This is a genomic window from Streptomyces sp. NPDC015125, assembly GCF_043080045.1.
Taxonomy (GTDB): domain Bacteria; phylum Actinomycetota; class Actinomycetes; order Streptomycetales; family Streptomycetaceae; genus Streptomyces.
The window spans coordinates 369,405-390,786 of the sequence record NZ_JBIBVF010000004.1 but is presented as its reverse complement, the minus strand read 5'-3'; the positions used below and the strand labels follow the sequence as shown (position 1 = coordinate 390,786).

At 72.1% G+C, this 21,382-nt stretch carries 15 protein-coding genes; 8 read left to right on the top strand and 7 right to left on the bottom strand.

Going from position 1 to position 21,382, the window contains the following annotated elements:
* Positions 1 to 174: 174 nt before the first annotated feature.
* Complete coding sequence (locus tag ACF088_RS13830) at positions 175 to 456, bottom strand: transposase (protein WP_392376025.1); 282 nt, start codon at positions 454 to 456, stop codon at positions 175 to 177.
* 166 nt (positions 457 to 622) lie between these two features.
* Entirely contained in the window at positions 623 to 1,786 is a 1,164-nt protein-coding gene (gene xylA, locus ACF088_RS13825) for a xylose isomerase (RefSeq protein WP_392375908.1), read from the bottom strand.
* 128 nt (positions 1,787 to 1,914) lie between these two features.
* Here xylA and xylB point away from each other — a divergent pair, with 128 nt between their 5' ends.
* From xylB to ACF088_RS13795, 6 genes are all read left to right on the top strand, one after another.
* Positions 1,915 to 3,345 (top strand): xylulokinase, encoded by a 1,431-nt coding sequence (gene xylB / locus ACF088_RS13820; RefSeq protein WP_392375907.1) that lies wholly within the window; start codon positions 1,915 to 1,917, stop codon positions 3,343 to 3,345.
* Between the two features lie 109 nt (positions 3,346 to 3,454).
* Positions 3,455 to 4,732: an ROK family protein gene (locus tag ACF088_RS13815; RefSeq protein ID WP_392375906.1), complete on the top strand. Its 1,278-nt coding sequence runs from the start codon at positions 3,455 to 3,457 to the stop codon at positions 4,730 to 4,732.
* A 165-nt stretch (positions 4,733 to 4,897) separates the two neighbouring features.
* Positions 4,898 to 6,310: a family 2B encapsulin nanocompartment shell protein gene (locus ACF088_RS13810; protein ID WP_392376024.1), complete on the top strand. Its 1,413-nt coding sequence runs from the start codon at positions 4,898 to 4,900 to the stop codon at positions 6,308 to 6,310.
* A 160-nt stretch (positions 6,311 to 6,470) separates the two neighbouring features.
* Positions 6,471 to 7,892 (top strand): family 2B encapsulin nanocompartment shell protein, encoded by a 1,422-nt coding sequence (locus tag ACF088_RS13805; RefSeq protein WP_392375904.1) that lies wholly within the window; start codon positions 6,471 to 6,473, stop codon positions 7,890 to 7,892.
* Between the two features lie 242 nt (positions 7,893 to 8,134).
* Positions 8,135 to 8,773: an N-acetylmuramoyl-L-alanine amidase gene (locus ACF088_RS13800; protein ID WP_392375903.1), complete on the top strand. Its 639-nt coding sequence runs from the start codon at positions 8,135 to 8,137 to the stop codon at positions 8,771 to 8,773.
* A 198-nt stretch (positions 8,774 to 8,971) separates the two neighbouring features.
* Positions 8,972 to 10,186 (top strand): phosphodiester glycosidase family protein, encoded by a 1,215-nt coding sequence (locus ACF088_RS13795; RefSeq protein ID WP_392376023.1) that lies wholly within the window; start codon positions 8,972 to 8,974, stop codon positions 10,184 to 10,186.
* 45 nt (positions 10,187 to 10,231) lie between these two features.
* Here ACF088_RS13795 and ACF088_RS13790 read toward each other — a convergent pair whose 3' ends face one another.
* Positions 10,232 to 10,426: a hypothetical protein gene (locus tag ACF088_RS13790; protein WP_030088015.1), complete on the bottom strand. Its 195-nt coding sequence runs from the start codon at positions 10,424 to 10,426 to the stop codon at positions 10,232 to 10,234.
* 485 nt (positions 10,427 to 10,911) lie between these two features.
* Between ACF088_RS13790 and ACF088_RS13785 the strand changes: the two genes are divergently transcribed.
* Both ACF088_RS13785 and lysX read left to right on the top strand, forming a co-directional pair.
* Positions 10,912 to 11,772, top strand: coding sequence for an Ig-like domain-containing protein (locus ACF088_RS13785; protein WP_392375901.1), 861 nt, complete (start codon positions 10,912 to 10,914; stop codon positions 11,770 to 11,772).
* Between the two features lie 67 nt (positions 11,773 to 11,839).
* Positions 11,840 to 15,157 (top strand): bifunctional lysylphosphatidylglycerol synthetase/lysine--tRNA ligase LysX, encoded by a 3,318-nt coding sequence (gene lysX / locus ACF088_RS13780; RefSeq protein WP_392375900.1) that lies wholly within the window; start codon positions 11,840 to 11,842, stop codon positions 15,155 to 15,157.
* Between the two features lie 155 nt (positions 15,158 to 15,312).
* Here the strand turns inward: lysX and ACF088_RS13775 are convergent, their stop codons facing one another.
* The 4 genes from ACF088_RS13775 to ACF088_RS13760 form a co-directional block, all read right to left on the bottom strand.
* A complete protein-coding gene (locus ACF088_RS13775) occupies positions 15,313 to 16,932 on the bottom strand; it encodes a phospholipase (protein WP_392375898.1) in 1,620 nt (539 codons plus the stop codon).
* A 200-nt stretch (positions 16,933 to 17,132) separates the two neighbouring features.
* Positions 17,133 to 18,326 (bottom strand): alkaline phosphatase family protein, encoded by a 1,194-nt coding sequence (locus ACF088_RS13770; protein WP_392375896.1) that lies wholly within the window; start codon positions 18,324 to 18,326, stop codon positions 17,133 to 17,135.
* Positions 18,327 to 18,462: 136 nt separating this feature from the next.
* Positions 18,463 to 19,518 carry a galactokinase gene (locus ACF088_RS13765; protein WP_392375894.1) on the bottom strand — a complete coding sequence of 352 codons (1,056 nt, stop codon included), beginning with the start codon at positions 19,516 to 19,518 and terminating at the stop codon, positions 18,463 to 18,465.
* Positions 19,515 to 21,377, bottom strand: coding sequence for a class I SAM-dependent methyltransferase (locus tag ACF088_RS13760; protein WP_392375893.1), 1,863 nt, complete (start codon positions 21,375 to 21,377; stop codon positions 19,515 to 19,517). The genes ACF088_RS13765 and ACF088_RS13760 overlap by 4 nt, the downstream gene beginning before the upstream one ends.
* Between the last annotated feature and the right edge of the window lie 5 nt (positions 21,378 to 21,382).

Here is a 21,382-nt window from a genome sequence, read left to right as displayed (position 1 = left end):
ACACCTGACTTCGAATTCACAATTCAGATCGATCGTACCCAACGACTGATCACCGGGGTGATTCAGGGCACGCGCCGGTCAGCCCCGGTTCGGGCCCGGCGGTCGCCGCTGACGAACTTGCGGTCAGCATCCTGAGCGCCTATCGGTTCAGCGCTGAGGATGCTGCAGTGAACGTCAAGGGGTCCAGCTCGAAATCGGTGACCTCGGATCGGCCGAGCGCCCGGCCCTCTCGCGCACCATCATCCGCAGCACATCATTGATTCGCCTGTCCAGGCCGTCGCGCTTCCAGACATCGAAGGAGTAGCGCACCGCACCGGTCGGCGGCAGGTCGTACGGCAAAAGCTCCCACTGGCAGCCGGTCCGGTTCCGGTACCGCAGCGCATTGAGGATCTCGCGCAACTCGTAACGCCCCTGATGGCCGCTGACCGACGGATGCTGCGCCTTCCACGCGGCGATCTACGGCTCGATCACCGTCCCCCCGGCATCGGTCAGGTCGGTCCTGTACGGCTTGCGCCCACCCACCACACCAGCCCGCCACGGCCAACCCCGCCGACGAGCCAAACCCACCAACCCCACACGTTCTGACCAACCCATAACGATTCAAGACTCGCTTATTGCCCTCTCAGATGGTCCCCAGCAGGTGCTCCAGCGCCAGCTGGTCCAGATGCTCGAAGGCCATCCCGCGGGCGGCCGCTGCCTCGACATCGAAGGTCTCGTAGGCGGTGCCGTCGGCGAGCAGCCCGGCGAGGCCGTCCTCGGCGGTGGGCCGGCCCAACTGGTCGAGGCGCGCGGCGTGCAGCGCGTCCTGGACGGCCGGGTCGGCCCGGAAGGCCGCGGCGCGCTCCCTGAGGATCAGATAGTTGCGCATACAGCCGGCCGCCGAGGTCCAGACGCCGTCCAGGTCCTCGGTGCGCGGCGGCTTGAAGTCGAAGTGCCGCGGCCCGTCGTATCCGGCCGTCTCCAGCAGGTCGACCAGCCAGAACGCGGACCTCAGATCGCCCGCGCCGAAGCGCAGGTCCTGGTCGTACTTGATCCCGCTCTGGCCGTTGAGGTCGATGTGGAAGAGCTTGCCCGCCCATAGCGCCTGGGCAATGCCGTGCGGGAAGTTCAGCCCGGCCATCTGCTCGTGCCCCACCTCGGGGTTGACGCCGTAGAGCTCCGGGCGCTCCAGCCGCTCGATGAAGGCGAGGGCGTGGCCGACGGTGGGCAGCAGGATGTCGCCGCGCGGCTCGTTGGGCTTGGGTTCGATGGCGAACCGCAGGTCGTAGCCCTGCTCGACGACGTACTGGCCGAGGAGATCGAACGCCTCCTTCATCCGGTCCAGGGCGGCCCGTACGTCCTTGGCCGCGCCGGACTCCGCGCCCTCCCTTCCGCCCCAGGCGACATAGGTGCGGGCGCCCAGCTCGGCGGCGAGGTCGATGTTGCGGAGCGTCTTGCGCAAGGCGTAGCGGCGGACGTCGCGGTCGTTGGCGGTGAAGGCGCCGTCCTTGAAGACGGGGTGGGTGAAGAGGTTGGTGGTGGCCATCGGCACGACCAGGCCGGTGGCGTCCAGCGCCTGCCGGAAGCGTTCGACGGCCGTCCGGCGCTCGATGTCCCCGGCGCCGAACGGGATCAGATCGTCGTCGTGGAAGGTGACGCCCCACGCGCCGAGGCCGGCGAGACGGTGGACCGATTCGACGGGGTCCAGGGCGCGGCGGGTGGCGTCCCCGAACGGGTCGCGGCCCTGCCAGCCGACGGTCCACAGGCCGAAACTGAACTTGTCCTCGGGCACGGGCTGGTGGCTCATCGCGGCTCCCGTCATTTCGTCAACGCACTTTACAAATTACGCCGCGGCCAAACTAATATGCGGCAGCACGCCGGGGAACCCCCTGGCCCCAGGCCGTGGAGCAGAGCCGCCGAGGGAGAGAGTGCACGATGGGCGCACAGTCAGCGGGACCGCTGGTCGTCGGGGTGGACAGCTCGACACAGTCCACCAAGGCGCTGGTCGTGGATGCGGCGACCGGTGCGGTCGTCGCCCGGGGCCAGGCGCCGCACACGGTCGGCGGCGGCGACGGCAAGGAGAGCGATCCCGCACAGTGGTGGCGGGCGCTGGGCGAGGCGCTGGCGCAGTGCGGCGACGCGGCGCGGCAGGCCTCGGCGGTGTCCGTCGGCGGACAGCAGCACGGGCTGGTCACCCTGGACGCGGCCGGTGCGCCGGTGCGTCCCGCCATGCTGTGGAACGACGTCCGGCCGGCGCCGCAGAGCGAGCGGCTGATCGCGGAGCTGGGCGGCGCGCGGGCCTGGGCCGAGCGGGTGGGGAGCGTGCCGGGGCCGGCGTTCACGGTGGCCAAGTGGGCCTGGCTGCGGGAGCAAGAGCCGGCCGCGGCCGCCGCCACCGCCGCGGTACGGCTGCCGCACGACTACCTCACCCAGCGCCTGACCGGCGAGGCCGTCACCGACCGCGGCGATGCGTCCGGGACGGGCTGGTGGGCGTCGTCCACCGAGTCCTACGACCCGGAGATCCTGGAACGTGCCGGGCTGTCCCCCGAGATGCTGCCGCGGGTGGCGCTCCCGGGCGAGGCCGCCGGGACGGTGCACGCCGATGATCTGCCGCTGCCCCACGGCGCATTGGTGGCCGCCGGGACCGGAGACAACATGGCGGCCGCGCTCGGGCTGGGACTGCGTCCCGGGCAGCCGGTGCTGAGCCTGGGCACCTCGGGGACGGTCTATGCGGTCTCCACGCACCGGCCCGCCGATCCGACCGGCACCGTGGCGGGCTTCGCCGATGCCCGCGGCGACTGGCTTCCGCTGGCCTGCACCCTGAACTGCACCCTCGCCGTGGACCGGGTGGCGGCGCTGCTGGGGCGCGACCGGGAGGCCGTGGAAGGGGGCGGCGAGGTGGTGATGCTGCCGTTCCTCGACGGTGAGCGCACCCCGAACCTGCCGGGCGCCTCGGGCCTGGTCCACGGGCTGCGGCACGACACCACTGCCGGTCAACTGCTCCAGGCGGCCTACGACGGCGCGGTGTTCGCGCTGCTGCAGGCCCTGGACCGGGTGACGGACGCGGATGCCGCGCCCGATACGCCGCTGCTGCTGATCGGCGGCGGGGCGAAGGGCAGGGCCTGGCGGGAGACCGTCCGCCGGATGTCGGGCCGCCCGGTGATGGTGCCCCAGGCGCAGGAGCTGGTGGCGCTCGGCGCGGCGGCGCAGGCCGCCGGGCTGCTGCTGGAGGAGGACCCGGCGGCGGTGGCCCGGCGTTGGGGGACGGCACGCGGCGCGGAGTACGAGGCGCAGCCGCGGGACGGCGCCGCCTGGGACCGTCTGGCGGCGACGCTCGCCGACGGCGAGGCGCTGCTGCGAGGGTGACCGCACCACCGCAGTCGTACGCCGGGAGGGACCGCGCTCCCGGACCGCGCTCCGCCCGCGCCCCCGGCCTCACCCCGACCTCACCCCGACCTCACCCCGAGGAGACCCCGTGACCGCGCCCGGCGGCGACACCCAGCACGGCATCCGGCGGCGCAATCTTGCCCGGGTGCTGCAGACCGTGGCCGCGCAGGGGCCGCTCTCTCGGCCGGCGGTCGCGGCGCGGATCGGACTGACCCGGGCGGGAGTGGCTCCCCTGGTCGACGAGCTGCTGCGGGCGGGCCTGCTGGTGGAGGCGGGGCGGGCGGCCACCGGCAGCCGGGGCCGGCCGGGCGGTGAACTGGTGGTCAGCGACCGCGGCCCGGCCGGGATCGGTGCCGAGATAGGCGTCGATCATCTGGCGGTGTGCGCGGTCGATCTGCGCGGGCGGGTCCGGGCCCGGGTGGCGGCCGATGCGGCGAACCGGCACAGCACTCCCGGGCCGGTGCTGCGGCGGCTGTCCGCACTGCTCTCGGAGGTGACCGACTCCATCGCCGCCGAGGGGCTGCGGCCGGCCGGGCTCACGGTGGCCGTACCCGGGCTGGTGGCCCGTGGTGCGACGACCGTGGTGCACGCCCCCAACCTCGGCTGGCGGGCCGCCGATCTCGCACCGGGGCTCGCCGGGGCGACGGCCCCGTGGGACGCCTGTCCGGCCCTCCCGCTCACCGTCGAGAACGAGGCCAACCTCGGTGCGCTGGCCGAACTGCGGCTGGGCGGGGGCGACGGACGGCCGGGTCCGCCCCCGGACTTCGTGCATGTGTCGGCGGAGATCGGTATCGGTGCCGCGGTCGTCGTGGACGGGCAACTGCTGCGGGGGGCACGGGGGTTCGCGGGCGAGTTGGGGCATGTGCCGGTGTATCCGGACGGCCCGGTGTGCGGCTGCGGCGGCCGGGGCTGTCTGGAGCAGTACGCCGGGGAGGAGGCCGTGCTGCGCGCGGGCGGATTTGTCCCCGGGCGGGCGGCGGCCGCTCATCCGGGACCGGGTGCCCGTATCGGCCTGCTGGCGCGCCGTGCCGCCGACGGGGACCCGGCCGTCGTGCGGGCGCTGCACGAGGCGGGGACGGCGCTCGGTATCGCGCTCGCCGGGGCGGTGAATCTGCTCGATCCACGGGCGGTGGTCCTCGGGGGCGCGCTGGCCGGGCTGGCGCCCTGGATCCTGCCGTCCCTGGAGCGGGAGTTGGCGCTGCGGACGGCCGTCGCGACGGATCCCGGGCGGGCCGGCGGGCCGTTGGTGACGGTGTCCCGCCTGGGCGCGGACGGACCGCTGCTGGGGGCGGCGCATGCGGCGCTGCAGGCCGTGCTGGACGATCCACTCCCCTCCTGCACCCCGGCACACCCTCCCCGGAATTGAACCCGCTAAACCTATCCATGGAACGAGAATTCCATGCCACCCCATCGAGCGATTGTGCCGATAAAAACAGCACCACTACCTTCGGTTCGGCGGGCTGCCGCGGAACTCCCGTGAAAGGGGGTTTCGGAGGCGGTCCGCATCGCGCCCTCCGAAGAGACAGGTGGCATTGTGACGATTGCCGACGAATCGCTGCCCGGCAGTGTGGAAGAAGCCCAGAATTCCAGTCTGAGCACCACCGCCGCGCGGAATCTGGCGACCACCACCAAGACCGCGCCGCAGATGCAGGGCATCACTTCCCGCTGGCTGCTGCGGCTGCTGCCCTGGGTGCAGGTGTCCGGTGGCACCTACCGGGTGAACCGCCGACTGACGTACACCCTCGGCGACGGGCGCATCGATTTCGATATCAGCGGCAGTGACGTCGCGATCATCCCCGACGAGCTGCGCGAGCTGCCGGCGCTGCGGGAATTCACCGATACCGAGGTACTGGCCGCGCTCGGCGAGCGGTTCACCCAGCAGGACTACGCACCCGGTGAACTGATCGCCGAGGCCGGTTCGCCGGGCGACCGGCTGGTGCTGATCGCCCACGGCCGGGTGGACCGTATCGGTACCGGCAAATACGGCGAAGAGGCGGTGCTCGAAGCGCTGGCCGGCGGCGATCACCTCGGTGACGCGCCGCTCACCGACCCCGAGGGGACCTGGGAGTTCAGCTACCGCGCGGTGACCCGGGTGACCGTGATGGCGCTGCCCCGGCAGGCCGTGGCGGAGATCGTCGACCGCTCCCCCGGGCTGCGCGACCATCTGGCGGAGGCCGGGCAGGGCGCCGCACAGCCGACGAACGCCACGGGGGAATCGGCGGTCTCCGTCGCCTCGGGGCACCACGGCGAGCCGTCCCTCCCCGGCACCTTCGTCGACTACGACCTGACGCCGCGGGAGTACGAACTCAGCGTCGCGCAGACGGTGTTGCGCGCCCACAGCCGGGTCGGCGACCTCTACAGCGACCCGATGAACCAGGTCGAGGAGCAGCTGAAGCTGACCGTCCAGGCGCTGCGCGAGCGCCAGGAACACGAGATGATCAACAACCCCGGCTTCGGTCTGCTGCACAACGCCGACCTCAAGCAGCGCATCCACACCCGCACCGGCCCGCCCACCCCCGACGACCTCGACGACCTGCTGGCGACGGTGTGGAAGGACCCGGGCTTCCTGCTCGCCCATCCCCTCACCATCGCCGCGATCGGGCGGGAGTGCAGTGCCCGCGGCCTGTATCCGACCGCGGTCGATTTCATGGGGCATTCGCTGCCGTCCTGGCGCGGGGTGCCGATTTTCCCGTGCAACAAGATTCCGGTGACGAAGGAACGGACGAGTTCGATCCTGCTGCTGCGCACCGGCGAGGAAAAGCAGGGAGTTGTGGGCCTGCACCAGACCGGAATTCCTGATGAATACGAGCCGAGCCTCTCGGTGCGTTATATGGGCCTCGACGACCGGGCCGTTCTCAAGTATCTGGTCAGTGCCTACTACTCGGCGGCCATTCTCGTGCCGGATGCGCTGGGTGTGCTCGACGACGTACAGATCGGACACTGACCGGCCCGCGGAAGGTCACGGCGCGCCCGAGAGCGGCCCGATCCCCGCCCGGCCGCGCCGGCCGTACGCACGCGCAAGTACCGCACACACGCCTCGCACGCCCAGGCGGCGCCCACACCCCCGCACCGCCCGCACCGACAAGAACAGGTGAGCTTTCTTCATGACCACATCGGTGGATCCGACGTCCGGCCCGCAGCAGTCCCCGGTCGAGCCGAGCCAGAGCCGATCCAGCCTGGACACCGCGGCCGCCCGCAAGCTGGCGACCACGACCAAGACCGTGCCGCAGATGCAGGGGATCTCCTCCCGCTGGCTGCTGCGCATCCTGCCCTGGACGCAGGTCTCCGGCGGTACGTACCGCGTCAACCGCCGCCTTACCCACACCCTCGGTGACGGCCGGGTGGAGTTCACCTCGACCGGCTCCGAAGTCCGGGTGATCCCGGCGGAGTTGCGGGAGCTGGCGCCGCTGCGCGGGTACACCGACGCCGCGACGCTTCAGGCGCTGGCGGACCGCTTCGTCCAGCGGGAGTTCGCGCCCGGTGAGGTGCTGGCCCGGACGGGCGCGCCCACGGACCGGGTCATCCTGATCGCCCACGGCAAGCTCGACCGCATCGGGGCCGGCAAATACGGCGACGAGACGGTCCTGGGCGTGCTGGCCGACGGTGACGCCCTGGGCGCCGCGGCGCTGCTGACCCCGGACGCGGAGTGGGAGCACTCCGTGCGGGCGGTGACCCGGGTGACCGCGCTGACCCTCTACCGCAGCGACCTCGAAGAGGTGCTGGACCGGTCGGAGTCGCTGCGCAGCCACCTGGAGGAGTTCCGCGAGGCGCTGGTCCCCGCGCAGAACAAGCACGGTGAGGCGGCCATCGAACTGACCGCGGGCCATGTCGGCGAACCGGCCCTGCCGGGCACCTTCGTCGACTACGACCTGGCACCGCGGGAGTACGAGCTCAGCGTGGCCCAGACGGTGCTGAAGGTGCACTCGCGGGTGGCCGATCTCTACAACGACCCGATGAACCAGCTGGACCAGCAGCTGCGGCTGACCGTGGAGGCGCTGCGCGAGCGCCAGGAACACGAGATGATCAACAACCCCGGCTTCGGCCTGCTGCACAACGCCGACCTCAAGCAGCGCATCCACACCCGCACCGGCCCGCCCACCCCCGACGACCTCGACGACCTGATCTCCCGGCGCCGTAAGACCCAGTTCCTGCTGGCGCATCCGCGCACCATCGCGGCGATCGGCCGGGAGTGGAACGCCCGGGGGATCTACCCCACCACGGCGGAGTGCGAGGGCACGGCCGTCCGCGCCTGGCGGGGCATCCCGCTGCTGCCCTGCAACAAGATCCCCATCACCCCGGACCAGACCAGCTCGATCCTGGCGCTGCGGGTGGGCGAGGAGAACCAGGGCGTGGTGGGGCTGCACCAGACCGGCATCCCGGACGAGTACCGGCCCGGGTTGTCGGTGCGCTTCATGGGGATCAATGACCAGGCCGTCATCAATTACCTGGTCAGCGCCTACTATTCGGCGGCGGTGCTGGTGCCGGACGCACTGGGCATCCTGGAGGACGTAGAGATCGGTCACTGACCGGCAGGACCTCGGTCCGGGTGCCACGCCCGCGTTCGGCCGTCAGGGCCGGGGGCGCGGCACCCGGGTGACGTCCGATCAGGTATCTCCCTCTCCTGACCTGCGCCGTTCCTGCCTTTGGTCGAGCCATTGGCAAAGCGGCCATTCCCTTGGCAGGGCGTGCCCTGTTGCGCATCATGAACGCACCGCAGGTGTGTGACATGTACGCGACCATGCCCCCACGGTCCCTGTCAGGAGTTCACATGGAGCCCGACCACCGCCGCCCGGACCGCCGTCGCCTGCTCACCGGTGCGGCCGCGCTCGCCGCATCCGCCGCACTCGTTCCCCTCACCGCGGCCGGGGCCGGTGCCGCCGCGCACCGGCCGGCTCCGGGCGGCGGCGCCTACCCTCCGCACAAGTGGGTTCCGGCCAGCCCGTCCAACTTCACCGCCGCCGACCGCCCGGCGCAGTACCCGGTCGAGAGGGTCGTGGTGCATGTGACCCAGGAGACCTACGCGGACACCCTCAAGCTGTTCCAGGACCCCCGGCACAAAGCGGCCGCGCACTATCTCGTACGGTCCGCCGACGGCAAGCTCGCCCAGTGCGTCAGGGAACGGGATGTCGCCTGGCACGCCGGGAACTGGGACTACAACACCCGCAGCATCGGCATCGAGCACGAGGGCTGGATCGACGACCCGACGTGGTTCACCGACCCGCTCTACGAGCAGTCCGCCCGGCTCACCGCCGCCATCTGTGACCGCTACCGGATCCCCAAGGACCGCGAGCACATCATCGGCCATGTCGAGGTGCCCGGCACCGACCACACCGACCCGGGTGAGTTCTGGGACTGGGCGCGCTATCTGATGCTGGTCAACGAAGCCTCCTGGCGGGGCGTCGGATGACGCGGGCGGGCCGTGGCACGCCCTCCGGGGTGTCCGGGTCGGCGCGGTGCGGCCCGCGGCGGCGACGCCGCCCGGCGACACGACGGCCGTTTTGCGGGTGTACGGATTGATGACATCTCCGGGTCATGGTGAACGCCTCCGGCACCCGGCACAGTTGACACGACGTCAGGGGGGATCGTGAAACGGCGATTCGGTCGAGTGCACGCGGTGCTGACGGTGCTGGTGGCGTGGGGGGTGCTGGCCGGCGGAGGGATGGCGGGCGGGGCACGGGCCACCGCCGCGGACAGCGCTCTCCGCCGCTCTTCCGTCCGGCCGGTGGCACCCGGTGTGGCCTACGGCGAATTCCGGATGACGGTGCCGCGCGGCATCGTGCACGGGCATCTGCTGACGGTCGACCTGGCCGATCCGCGGGTGTCGGTCGATCTGCTGTACCCGGGGGCGGTCGGCGCGCGGGCGCCGGTGTCCCTGCTGGCGGCCGATCGCGGCGCGGTGGGGGCCGTCAACGGCGACTTCTTCAATATCACCGAAACCCAGCATCCGGGCGTGGCGGCGACCGGCGCCTCGGTCGGCCCGGCGGTGGCCTCGGGGCGGCAGCTGAAGGGCGCGGTGCCCGACGGCCAGCGGTTCGGGCCGGTCATGCCGCCGGGCGCGACAACCGAGGACGTCATCGGCGTCGGCTACGACCACCGGGCCCGGCTGGACCGGCTCACGCTGCGCGGCGCGGTGCTGACCGCCGAGGGAGCGCTGCCGCTGCGCGGGCTCAACCAGTACGCCCTGCCGGTCGGCGGTATCGGCGCCTACACCCCGCAGTGGGGGACGGTGTCCCGGATGCGCGCCACCTGCGGCACGGACACCGACCGGGCGGCGCCGTGCAGCAGGGACACCACGGAGGTGACCGTCCGGCACGGCCGGGTGGCGGCGGTGGAGGACGTCCCGGGCAGCGGCGGGGTGCCCGGGGGCAGCGTGGTGCTGGTGGGCCGGGAGGAAGGGGCGCGGCAGCTGCGCGCTCTGGAGCTCGGTGAGCCGGTGCATCTCGTCTCCCGCCTCGTCGGCCGCGGGCCCGTCCCCCTGCGGTTCGCGGTGGGCGGTTTCCCGATCGTGCGGGACGACGAGCCGGTGGCCGGTCTGGACACCGTCGCGGTGGCGGTGCGTACGTCAGCGGGGACCGGGGACGGCGGGCGGCTGCTGTATCTCATGGCGCTGGACGGGGCCCCCGGCCAGACCGGCCTGACGGTGCGCGAACTGGCGGACCTGATGGTGGAGTTGGGGGCGCGGGACGCGATGGATCTGGACGGTGGCGGGTCGTCGACGCTGGTCACCGGCGACAGGTACGGGGCCACGGTCCGCAACCATCCGTCGGGCGGGGCGGAGCGGCCGGTGGCCAATGCGATCGGGGTGTTCTCCGCAAGGTGAGCGCCCGGGCAGCCGCCGGCGGCGCCCGGTCGCAGGCCGCCACCGTCACGGACGCACACTGCTCACCACGTCCGCGGCGCCGGAGAGCCCCTGGTGGATGTCCGGCGCGAGGCTGCTGTTCGCCAGGTAGAAGCCGAGCAGCGCGCACACCAGGGCGTGCGAGATCTTGAGCTTGCCGCTGCGCAGGAAGATCACGGTCAGGATCACCAGCAGCAGTACGACCGAGATGGAAATGGCCATGGGACGCACACCTCCTCAACCGCCGCCCGAACGGGCAGCAAGGGGTGGCCAGTTTGGCGTATTTCGGGGTATGTCAGGTTCTCCTCCGGGTGCTCCGATCAGGTGATCACTGCGGGTCACCGCGGAGTCCCGGGCGGGCGCTTGCGGGGCACGGCGGACAGGGGGCCGCCCCGGGACCGGAAAGCCCGCCGCGGGCCGGACGGAGCGGACGCGTCCACCACCGACCGGTCGCCGCCGACCGCCCCTCGCCTGCCACCGACCGGCCCGTACGGAATCAATCGCCCATATCACCGCAAGCGCGGGGTACCGGTCCGCCACCCCCGCGCCACCACGCCCCGTCGGCCACTGTGCCGTGGATCACATCACTCCCTGCAACGAAGTGTGGCGATCCCTCGTCTTAGCGGCCGACGATGCCGCCCCGCCCCCGCACCACCGCCCCTCCCCGCACCGCCGCCCTCCCCGCACCACAGACGGAAGCACCCGACATGAGCCAGCCCCCCTCCCGCCGCCGGCGGGCCTCCCGGTCGCAGCGGGTCGCACTCGCGCTGGTCCCGGTGATCGGAATGGGCGCGCTCACCGGGTGCGGGGGCAACGGCGAGGCGGGCCCTCAGGGCGATCCGGTGCAGGTGGCGCTGGGCGCGGCGAGCGGGGCCAGGACCGTGCAGGCCGGCGACCGTCTCCAGGTGACCGCGGAAGGCGGCATCCTGACCGAGGTGTCCGTCACCGACCCCATGGGGCGGCCGGTACCCGGCGGGCTCGGCCGCGGCGGGACCAGTTGGACGTCCAGGGCGAAAACCGCACCGGGCACCAAGTACTCCGTCGTCGCCAGGACCAGGGACGCACAGGGCGGTGTCGGTGCGGCCAAGGAGTCGCTGACCACCGCGAACGCGGCCAAGCTCAACACGCTGATGCTCGATCCCCGCTCGCCGGGCGCGGTGGCCGGCGCCGACCGGCCCCTCACGATCTTCTTCAACTTCCCGGTGGCCGACCGGGCCGCGGTCGAGCGGCGGCTCAGCGTCACCACCGACAGCCGGATGGCCGGGTCGTGGGACTGGGGACGGGACCGCGGCGGCGGCGACCGGGTGGACTGGCGGCCCGCGCGGCCCTGGAAGCCGGGTACCGAGGTCACGCTGCGGGCGGATCTCGACGGCGTGGACTCCGGGGGCGGCCGCTACTTCGCCCACGACTATGCCCTGAAGTTCACCATCGGCCGGAGTTGCACCGACTCGGACATGGGGCCGGTTTGTGGCAAGGTCCACATGAGTGACCCCGTAGAGGTCACCGCACCCTCCCTACGGGGGGAAGACAACAGGGCCATCGGGATCGGAGACTGGAATGACGGCTGATCCCCGTGGCAGAGAACCAGCGCCGCGCGGCGAGCAGCTGAACCCTTTCCAAGCCTAATGTGACGGAATGAGCACCGTGCAGGACCAGGATCAACTCACGGGGTGGCAGCGCTTCCGGCGCCGCGTCCCCAATGGCTTCGCCATCATCTTCAGCGTGTTGGGGCTCTTCTGTGCCCTGATGGCGCTGATCGGGCCCCTCCGACGTGGATTCCACCCGGTGATCTACTGGCTGGACACGCTCACCATCCCGGTGGTGCCGAACTTCGCCTACGCGGTGTTCCTCTTCCTGCTGGCCGCGGCGATGACCGCCCGCAAGCAGGTGGCACTGTGGTTCGTGGTGACCTACATGGTGCTGGTCACCCTCGCGGATGCGCTGTTCCTGGTCGAGAGGTACTGGGAGTACACCTTCTCCCTGGTGCTGTGCGCCGGTGCGCTGGTGCTCCTGCTCGTCTCGCACCGCGAGTTCTATGCGATCACCCGGCGCGGTGCGTTCCTGCGCGCGATCCTGGTGCTGATCGGCGGGCTCGCCGCGGCGGTGCTGATCGGCTGGGGACTGGTCTCGCTGGCCCCCGGCACCCTGGAGCCCGGCGCCGCCAACCGGCTGCTGTGGGCCGCCAACCGCGTCTGCGGCGGCCTGGTCGGCGGCCGGCTGATCGAGGGCCATCCGCCGCACTGGACCAGCGCCGTTCTCGGCCTGCTCGGGGCGCTGGCGCTGCTGAACGCCGCGGCCACCCTGTTCCGTTCGCAGCGCATGGAAGCCGCGCTGCACGGCGACGAAGAGGCCCGCATCCGGGCGCTGCTGGACCGCTACGGCAGCCAGGACTCGCTGGGCTACTTCGCCTCCCGCCGCGACAAGGCCGTGGTCTTCTCCCGCACCGGCAAGGCCGCCGTCACCTACCGCGTCGAGGCCGGTGTCTGTCTGGCCAGTGGTGACCCGGTCGGTGACCGGGAGGCGTGGACGCAGGCCATCGAGGCCTGGCTGGAGGTCGCCGGACGGTACGGCTGGCAGCCCGCCGTCATGGGTGCCAGCGAGAGCGGCGCCAAGGCGTTCGCCCGCAGCGGCCTCGGGGCGCTGCAGCTCGGCGACGAGGCGATCTTGCATGTGAAGGACTTCGACCTCGACGGCCGGGAGATGCGGGTGACCCGCCAGGCCGTCAACCGCGTCGAGCGGACCGGCGCGACCTTCCGCGTACGGCGCCACTCCGCGCTGACCGACGAGGAGATGCAGGAGGTCATCCACCGGGCGGATGCCTGGCGGGACACCGAGACCGAGCGCGGATTCTCGATGGCGCTGGACCGGCTGGGCGACCCGGAGGACGGGGACTGCCTGCTGGCCGAGGCGTTCGACGGCGACGGCAACATGATCGCGCTGCTGTCCTTCGTGCCGTGGGGCAAGGACGGCATTTCGCTGGACGTCATGCGCCGTGACCGCACCGCGCCCAACGGCGTCATGGAGTTCATGGTGGCCCGGCTGTGCGCGCAGGCCGGTGCCATGGGCGTGCGCCGGATCTCGCTGAACTTCGCGGTGTTCCGGTCCGCCTTCGAGGAGGGCGGCCGGATCGGCGCCGGACCGGTGCTGAAGTTCTGGCGCCGGCTGCTGCTGTTCTTCTCCAAGTGGTGGCAGCTGGAGGCCCTCTACCGTTCCAACGCGAAGTACAACCCGGAGTGGTATCCACGGTTCCTGTGCTACGCGGACGCCGGTGCGCTGGCCCGGATCGGTCTGGCCTCCGGTATCGCCGAGGGCTTCGTGGCCGTGCCGAGCCTGGGCAAGCTGTGGGGCAAGGGCCACAAGAAGCGTCTGCTGGCCCCGGCGAGCACCGCGGGCCTGCCGTCGCTGGACGAACTCGGCCTGGTGCAGACCGGACCGGCCACCGAGGAGGAGCTGCGCGAGCGGGAACTGGCCGCGCTGCCCGAGCAGGTGCGGGTGCGCCACCGGAAGCTGGAGCGGCTGCGGGAGGCCGGCACCGACCCGTACCCGGTGGGCGTGGAGCGTACGCACACCCTGGGCCAGGTCCGCGACGAGCACCCGGACCTGGCGCCCGGCGCGCGGACCGGCAAGACCGTCAGCATCGCCGGGCGGGTGCTGCTCACCCGCGACCACGGTGGCGTGCTCTTCGCGGTGCTGCGGGACTGGTCGGGCGATCTGCAGATCGCGCTGACGCGGGAGGGCAGCGGCAAGGAGCTGCTGGAACGCTTCGGTGCGGACATCGACCTCGGTGACCATGTCGAGGCCGAGGGCGAGGTCGGCACCAGCGACCGCGGTGAGCTGACGGTGTTCGTGACGCAGTGGCGGCTGACGGCCAAGTGCCTGCGACCGCTGCCGGACAAGCGGCGCGGGCTGTCCGACCCGGAGGCCAAGGTCCGCCAGCGGTATGTGGACCTGGTCGTCTCGCCGGATTCCCGGGACAACGTACGGGCGCGCAGCACGGCCGTACAGGCGCTGCGCCAGGGTCTGATCGAGCGCGGCTATCTCGAAGTCGAGACGCCGATGCTGCAGCAGATCCACGGCGGCGCCAACGCCCGCCCGTTCCAGACCCATATCAACGCCTACGACCTCGATCTGTATCTGCGGATCGCGCCGGAGCTGTATCTCAAGCGGCTGTGCGTGGGCGGTATGGAGAAGGTCTTCGAGATGGGGCGGACCTTCCGCAACGAGGGCATCTCCTACAAGCACAACCCCGAGTTCACGATGCTGGAGGCGTACCAGGCGTTCGCCGACTACGACGTGATGCTCGATCTGACCCGGGAGCTGATCCAGGGTGCGGCGATCGCCGCGTTCGGCAGCGCCACCGCCCGTAAGGCGGACAAGAGCGGCCGGCTGGTCGAGCACGACATCTCGGGGATCTGGCCGGTGAAGACCGTCTACGGCGCGATCTCCGAGGCGCTCGGCGAGGAGGTCGACGCGGACACCGGACCGGAGGCGCTGCGCCGGCTGTGCGCTGCCTCGTCGGTGCCGGTGAAGCCGGAGATGGGCCGGGGCGACATCGTGCTGGAGATGTACGAGCGGCTGGTCGAGGAGCGGACCGAGCTCCCCACGTTCTACAAGGACTTCCCCACCGATGTCTCGCCGCTGACGCGTCAGCACCGGCGGGACCCGCGGCTCGCCGAGCGCTGGGACCTGGTCGCGTTCGGCACCGAACTGGGCACCGCCTACTCGGAGCTGACCGACCCGGTGGAGCAGCGGCGGCGGCTCACCGCCCAGTCGCTGCTGGCGGCCGGCGGTGACCCGGAGGCGATGGAGCTGGACGAGGACTTCCTGCAGGCCCTGGAGTACGCGATGCCGCCGACCGGCGGTCTGGGCATCGGCGTGGACCGGCTGGTCATGTTCCTCACGGGGCTGTCGATCCGCGAGACGCTGCCGTTCCCGCTGGTGCGGCGCCGCTGACGGCACCGTCCGGCCCGCTCGCTGCGGGCGGGACGGCGAAGGCCATCCCCACCGTGCGGTGGGGATGGCCTTCGCCGTTCGTGAGTGCTCGCCACGGTTGGCGCCCGGGATTCCGGCGGGGCCGAAGGGGCTTGCCCGCCCGCGGGGTCAGCCCGTTACGCGGCCGGGCACCCGGCCGGGGTCGTTGCCGCCTGCTGGGAGTACTTCCACTCCGGGTCGAGCAGTTCGGTCTTGAGCTGCTTCGCCGCGGCCGGGCTCTCGACGATGTAGCCGAAGTCCTGCAGCCAGGCCGGGTAGAGGTTCTTGGAACCGATGTAGAACGCCGAGTCGTCCACGGACACCAGCTTGTGGTGCAGCGCGTACGGCTTGCCGTCGGCCCAGTTACCACTGGCGGAGCTGCGGAACGGGGCGAGCTGCAGGTTGCCGCACATCGCCCGCGACGCCTTCTCGCTGTCGCCGGTGAGCGCCACGAGCCGCTTGCGGAGGGTGTCACTGATCTCGTCCAGGGACTTGATCTGCGAGTAGCCCCCGCTGCCGACGGCTCCGCGGTTGGCGGGATCGCTGACGACGATGCGTACCTTCACCCCGGCGGCCAGCTTGCCCGCGAGGGTGTCGTAGGTCCGGATGTCGTAGCGCGGCAACGGCGGGCAGGTGCCGTTGAGGTCCTGCTGCGAGATCTCGACGTGGCTGCGCGCGCTCGCGATGAGGGAACGCAGCGCGTTCTCCTCGGGGTTGACCGTGTCGTAGTCGCGGTCGGCGTTGGTGTGGTCGTGCAGCCCCACGGTGCACTTGGTGTCCGGGGCCGTGGGCAGGTCCGGGTGGTACCCCGAGGAGGGATCGGATTCCTTGATGCCCACGCCGAGCCCGCCGACCGCGATGACCGGGACCTCACCGGTGGGCTCGGCGGGGGCGGAGCCCGCCTCCTCCTTCTCCAGCGACGGCATGCAGGAGGAACCGTTCGACGTGGCGAGCCAGACCTTGGCCGGGTCGGCGGAATTCCGGCAGGTCCAGTCCCAGAGGGTGTCGAGGTACTTCCCCGCGGAGCGCGCGGCCGGCCCGCTGAGCGCCATGTCCACATCCGACACCGGGTGGGTGGTGTCGAGGTAGTCGTCCTTCCAGCCGTTGATCCCGCCCGTGATGGCCGTCTTCCCGTCGACCACAAGGAGCTTGGAGTGGTTCCAGGACAGCGACGTCTTGGAGGTGGTCATCGAGGCGACGTTGAGCGTGACCTTGCCGGCCGCCGCGCCGAGCTTGTCGATCAGGTCGTCCCGGTAGCGGGACGGCACCACATTGAGGTGGTAGACCGGTGCGGCACCGACCAGGATGCGCACCCGCGGGGAGTGTCCCTCCTTGACGGACGCCTTGAGACCGGCGACGACGGCGTCCTCGAACCCGCCGTTGGGGAAGGGGGCCAGCGAGGAGATGTCCACGGTGTGCCGGGCCTCGGCGATGTTCCGGGTCATCTTGTCGAGCAGTCGCCGGGTGCCCACGCGGTCCTTGCAGCCGGCGTCACCCCAGCAGCCGGGTGTCTGCAGGAGCCAGCCGGAGGGGTTGTCCGCCGGGGCGTCCAGGCGGTTGCCGTCGGTGCGCTGCCAGACCGACCCCTCAAGGCCGGGCGAGGTTTCGCGCAGCGACCGCTCGATGGAGTCCAGATGGGGGGTGGGCGGTGTGTCCGCCGCGTATGCCGAAGACGTCGGCAATGCCGCACAGACGGTCGTCAGGGCGACGGACGCCGGTATGAGCCGGTGGAGCCGGTGGTGCCGGTGAGGAGCCAAGAGCTTGCCTTCTTAGGGTGACGAGGCGAGCCGGGCGCTGATCACATGCCGCCGATCGCATGCCCGGCTCCGGTTGTTACCAGACGGTACCGGGCTACCTCCGGTTCACTTCGCGCTGAAGACGATCTCCGCTACAACTGCGGCTGCCGCCGCGGCGCTTGTGGCTCCTCTGTTCGCACATGCCGCGAAGGTGCGGATTTTCAGAACCAGTTGACGGTGAGCGGGAAGGCTGCGGTGGCCGTGGCGCCGCGGGAGTCGGTGACGGTGGCGGTGATCGGAAAGGTACCGGTCTGCCAGGGTCTGCCGCCGATCCGGCCGCCGGGGGCGTCGGCGCCCAGGCCCAGCGGCAGGCCGGTGGCGCGGTAGGTGAGCGGGGGTGTGCCGCCGGTGGCGGTCAGTTGGACGGTGCAGTCCTGGAGGAAGCGGCAGGTCTGCGGGCCGGGGGCGGTGAGCTTCAGGTCACCGCCGGGCGGCTCGGTGCCGCCGGTGTCGAACACGCCGCTGACGGGGGCGGCGGTGGCGGCATTGCCCGCGTGCCCGGTGCCGTACATGTCCTCGACCGTCCGCAGCAGGCTGTAGTGGTTGTAGGCGCCGCCGACGCTGCCCGGTGCGACATGGGCTCCGTGGAACACGGTCGCGATCCGGTTGGAGCCGAGGTAGTTGTCCTCGTCCCAGGTCACCATCAGCAGGCTGTTGTGTTCCTTGGCCCACCGGGCGTAGGAGGCGAGGTTGTTCTTGAGCCAGGTGTCGCCGCTGCCGACGCCGCAGTCGTGCATGTCGTTGCACATGTCCGGGATGACGAAGGAGACGGTCGGCAGCCGGGTGAAGTCGTCCTGGGGGAACTGGGCGAAGGTCTTGCCGGTGTTCACGGGCACGTTCTTGAAGGCGAACCAGGGGTTGTGCTTCTGGGCGTAGCGGCCGTCGGCGCAGGTCGTGGAGCCCTCGTTCGGCAGGCCCTCGTTGTAGCTCGCAAAGGTCTTGCCGGCAGCGAGCAGCTCCTGGCCGAGGTTGGGCGCGGTCATCGACTGCGCGGTGTAGCAGCCGTCGCCGGTGATCCCCTGGGTGGCGCCGGAGAAGAGGTTGAAGTAGTTCGGCTGGCTGGGGTGGGTCAGCGCCTGCATACCGGTCAGGTCGGCGCCCTCCCGGGCGAGTTGGTTGAGGTAGGGCGCGGCGGCGTTGCCGATGATCTCGCCGTACTGCTTGTTCTCGAAGACGACGATCACGACATGGTCGTAGGCCGGCAGGGCGGCGGCCCGGATGCCGCTGCCGCTCGCATGGACCGTCGTACCGTCCGGCGTGGTGCGGGCGTCGGCGGTGGCGGCGGCAAACGTCAGGCCGAGCGCGCCGAGCACCGCCACGAGCGCCCTGCGCAGCTGGACCGCTGTGCGCTTCATCAGGTCTCCCTCCGTGCCGTAGATGCCGTGGTCGAGGTCGTGATCGAGGTCGAAGTCGTGATCGTGATCGTGATCGAGGTGGTGATCGTGATCGAGGTGGTGATCGAGGTCGAAGTCGTGGTCGTGGTCGTGGTCGTCAGTCTTCGCGGCGGGCCGCGTCCACGACGGCGATCCGCAGGAGGCGGGGTACGGGCAGGTCGCAGCGCCGGAAGGCCTCGGCAGTGGCGGTCCGGACCGCCGCGCGCCGGTCCGGGGGCACCAGCAGCAGCACACTGCGGCCCGGGCGGGCGCCGGGCCACCAGGCGGACCAGGCACCGGCGCGCAGGGCCTCGCCTACCGCAGTGGCGAGGCCGGTGGCCGGGGAGGAGGCGGGGGCAGGAGTGATGGGAGTGATTGGAGTGATGGAGGTGATGGGGGTGATGGGGGTGATGGGGGTGATGGGGGTGGCGTCGCCGGTACCCGCGGCGCCGTCGGTGGTGGGACGGGCCGTCAGAAGGAGCAGGCAGGCATCCGTAGCGCCGTCAGGGGCGCGCAGCGGCTGATGGGTGTGGCCGTCGGCCGCGAGGAGGTGGCCGGCCCGGGCGAAGAGGACGGCCCGGCGGAGCCCGTCATCGCCGGGCACGGCGGAGCCGAGGAGGCGCGCCAGTTGCGGGCGGGTCGGCGGGTCCCCGCCCCGGTCGGCGTGCACACCCGAGACGGCCAGTGCGACCGCGCACTCCAGCGGTTCGGCGACGGGCAGCCCCACGGCCTCGGGCAAGGGGGCGTTCAGCTGCAGATCGGCGCCGCCCCGGCCGCAACCGGCGGCGGCGAGGCTGCGCAGCACGGCGTACGGGCGGACGGCCCAGTCGGGGGCGCGGGCAGCCGGTCCGGTGAGGGGGAGTTCGGCGGTCTCCGCCGGGTGGTTGAGCGAGCCGCAGCGCAGCATCCCGTCGGCACGCGGGGCGACGGCCACATCCACGTAGTGGCCGGCCGCCGCGAACCAGTCGGATCCTGGCGTCGTGCCGGTACCCGGCGGGCCGGGCGGGACGGCGCCGGGGACGGAGACCCGGAAGGCGGACGCGGAGACCCGGACGGCGTACGGGGCCCGCCACACCGCGCCGGGCGGCCGGTGGTACGCCATCGAGAAGCTGTGGGAGAGCAGGCGCAGCAGCGGGTCCGCCGTGGTACGGCGGGCCAGGTCCACCGCGCTCACCCCAGCTCCTTGCGGGCGAGCAGCCGGTAGGCGTTGCCGCCGTCGGTGGCCCGGGCCACCACGGTGCGCAGGCCGTCGAGGGCGAGCGCGGCGGCGTAACAGGGCACTGCCATGGCCTGTACGGCGCTTCGGGCGGCCCGGCGGGCCGGGGTCGGGGGAACGGTGGACCAGGGGGCGTGCGGGTCGGGGGCGAGCCCGTTCGCGGCGAGGGCGACGGCGCCGAGGAAGTCGCCGTTGGGCTGGTGGGCCGCGCCGTGCTGCTCGGCGAGCACGGTGAACCCCCGTGCGGCCAGGGCCTGTTTGAGGTTTCCTGCGGGCATGAGGTGCTGGTGCTGGGGCTGGAACCAGGGCAGCCAGTAGCGGCCGAGCAGTTGGCCGACACGGGACTCGGGATCGGGGAGTTCGATCAGCAGATGGCCGCCGGGGGCCAGGACCTTGACGGCGGCGTCGAGTTCGGCGAACGGATCCCGGGTGTGTTCGAGGTAGTGGTGCATGCTCACCGTGTCGTAGCGGCCGGCGAGCCGGTCGGCGAGGTCGGGGAACTGGCCCTGGTAGGCGGTGTCGATCCAGCCCCGGCGTTCGGCCTCGTGGACCCCTTCGCCCATGTCCAGCCCGTCGAAGCGGGTGTCGGGCCATACGGCGCGGGCGGCGTTGCAGAAGTGGGCGGCAGCGGTTCCGACATCGAGCCAGGCCCTGGGGGTGGTGAAGGGCCGGAGCAGTTCGGCACGGTCGCGGTAGGTGCCGCTCATCCGGCCCAGGACCAGGGCGGCGCCGTCACCGCCGAGGCCTTCGTAGAAGTCGCGGTAGTAGAAGTCGAGTCCGTCCGGGGTGAGCCGGGGATTCTGGAAGATGTGGCCGCACTGGCGGCACTCTTCCAGGGTGAACCGGCCGGGCTTGCCCTGGAGCAGGTCGGGCGTGCGCAGCCGCACCGCGGGTCCGGGTGCCGAGCACCAGGGGCAGTCCGGGCGGCGGGGCTCGAAGAACCGGTCCGTGCCGCCGGCGAGCGCGCCGGCGTACGCGGCTCGGCGCCCGGCGTCGCCGACGGCGCCGGGCTCTTCGGCGGCCGGTGTGGCGAGGGTCCGCAGTGCGGTCGACAGGGCGCGCAGCGGACGCAGGGCGGTGGCGCGGGCGAGACCTGCGGGGCGCGGTCCCCGGACCGGGCCCAGGACGGCGGCGGGCTGCAGCCAGTACAGAGCGGCCGCCGCGGCACCCCAACGCGGCGCGGAGTGCAGGCACTTCACCAGCAGGGCGAGACCCGCGAGCTGGGCGGTGGACAGCAGGGCGGGCGGCAGACCACGGGCGCGGAGCTCCTCGGCGTGCCGCGCGGGGTCGGGGGGCGGGCCGGTCAGTCCGGGGGCGAGCGCCCAGCCGGTGGCATCGGGAGCGTACTCCTTGAGGGTGCGGACGAGGCGGAGCAGATCGGCCGCCGAACGCGGCGGGGCCGCGGCGTCGAGTCCGGCCCGCCGGTGGACGTCATCGGCCACCAGCAGGGCGTGGCCCGCGCCGTGCCCCGGGGCGCACCGGTCGGTGCGGTGGGAGGTGGGGTCGAGCAGCCGGAGCAGACCGAGGGCGCTCTCGGCATCCAGGCGCGCCGGAATCAGGTCCACGACGCACAGACCTTCGCGTACGGCGTGGTCGGCGGCGGCGCGCAGGGTCGCCGCGTCGGCCGTGACGCCGGGGGCGGTGATCAGGTGCCAGCCGGGCAGCGGCGGCCGCGGGGCGTCCTGGGCCGGGGCGGGATCGAGCACGGGCAGCGCGGCGAGCCTGCGGCGGGCGCGCACGGTGCCCGCCCCCAGAGCCGTCACGGCGGCGGCCGCCACCCATCGCGTGCGGCCTCCCGAACGGTGCGCTCGCGTCATCGGGC

Coding starts and splice junctions, on each gene's coding strand:
- xylA (WP_392375908.1), bottom strand. CDS start 1,786: ATGAGCCACCAGCCCGTGCCCGAGGACAAGTTCAGTTTCGGCCTGTGG.
- xylB (WP_392375907.1), top strand. CDS start 1,915: ATGGGCGCACAGTCAGCGGGACCGCTGGTCGTCGGGGTGGACAGCTCG.
- ACF088_RS13805 (WP_392375904.1), top strand. CDS start 6,471: ATGACCACATCGGTGGATCCGACGTCCGGCCCGCAGCAGTCCCCGGTC.
- ACF088_RS13800 (WP_392375903.1), top strand. CDS start 8,135: ATGGAGCCCGACCACCGCCGCCCGGACCGCCGTCGCCTGCTCACCGGT.
- ACF088_RS13790 (WP_030088015.1), bottom strand. CDS start 10,426: ATGGCCATTTCCATCTCGGTCGTACTGCTGCTGGTGATCCTGACCGTG.
- ACF088_RS13785 (WP_392375901.1), top strand. CDS start 10,912: ATGAGCCAGCCCCCCTCCCGCCGCCGGCGGGCCTCCCGGTCGCAGCGG.
- lysX (WP_392375900.1), top strand. CDS start 11,840: ATGAGCACCGTGCAGGACCAGGATCAACTCACGGGGTGGCAGCGCTTC.
- ACF088_RS13770 (WP_392375896.1), bottom strand. CDS start 18,326: ATGAAGCGCACAGCGGTCCAGCTGCGCAGGGCGCTCGTGGCGGTGCTC.
- ACF088_RS13760 (WP_392375893.1), bottom strand. CDS start 21,377: ATGACGCGAGCGCACCGTTCGGGAGGCCGCACGCGATGGGTGGCGGCC.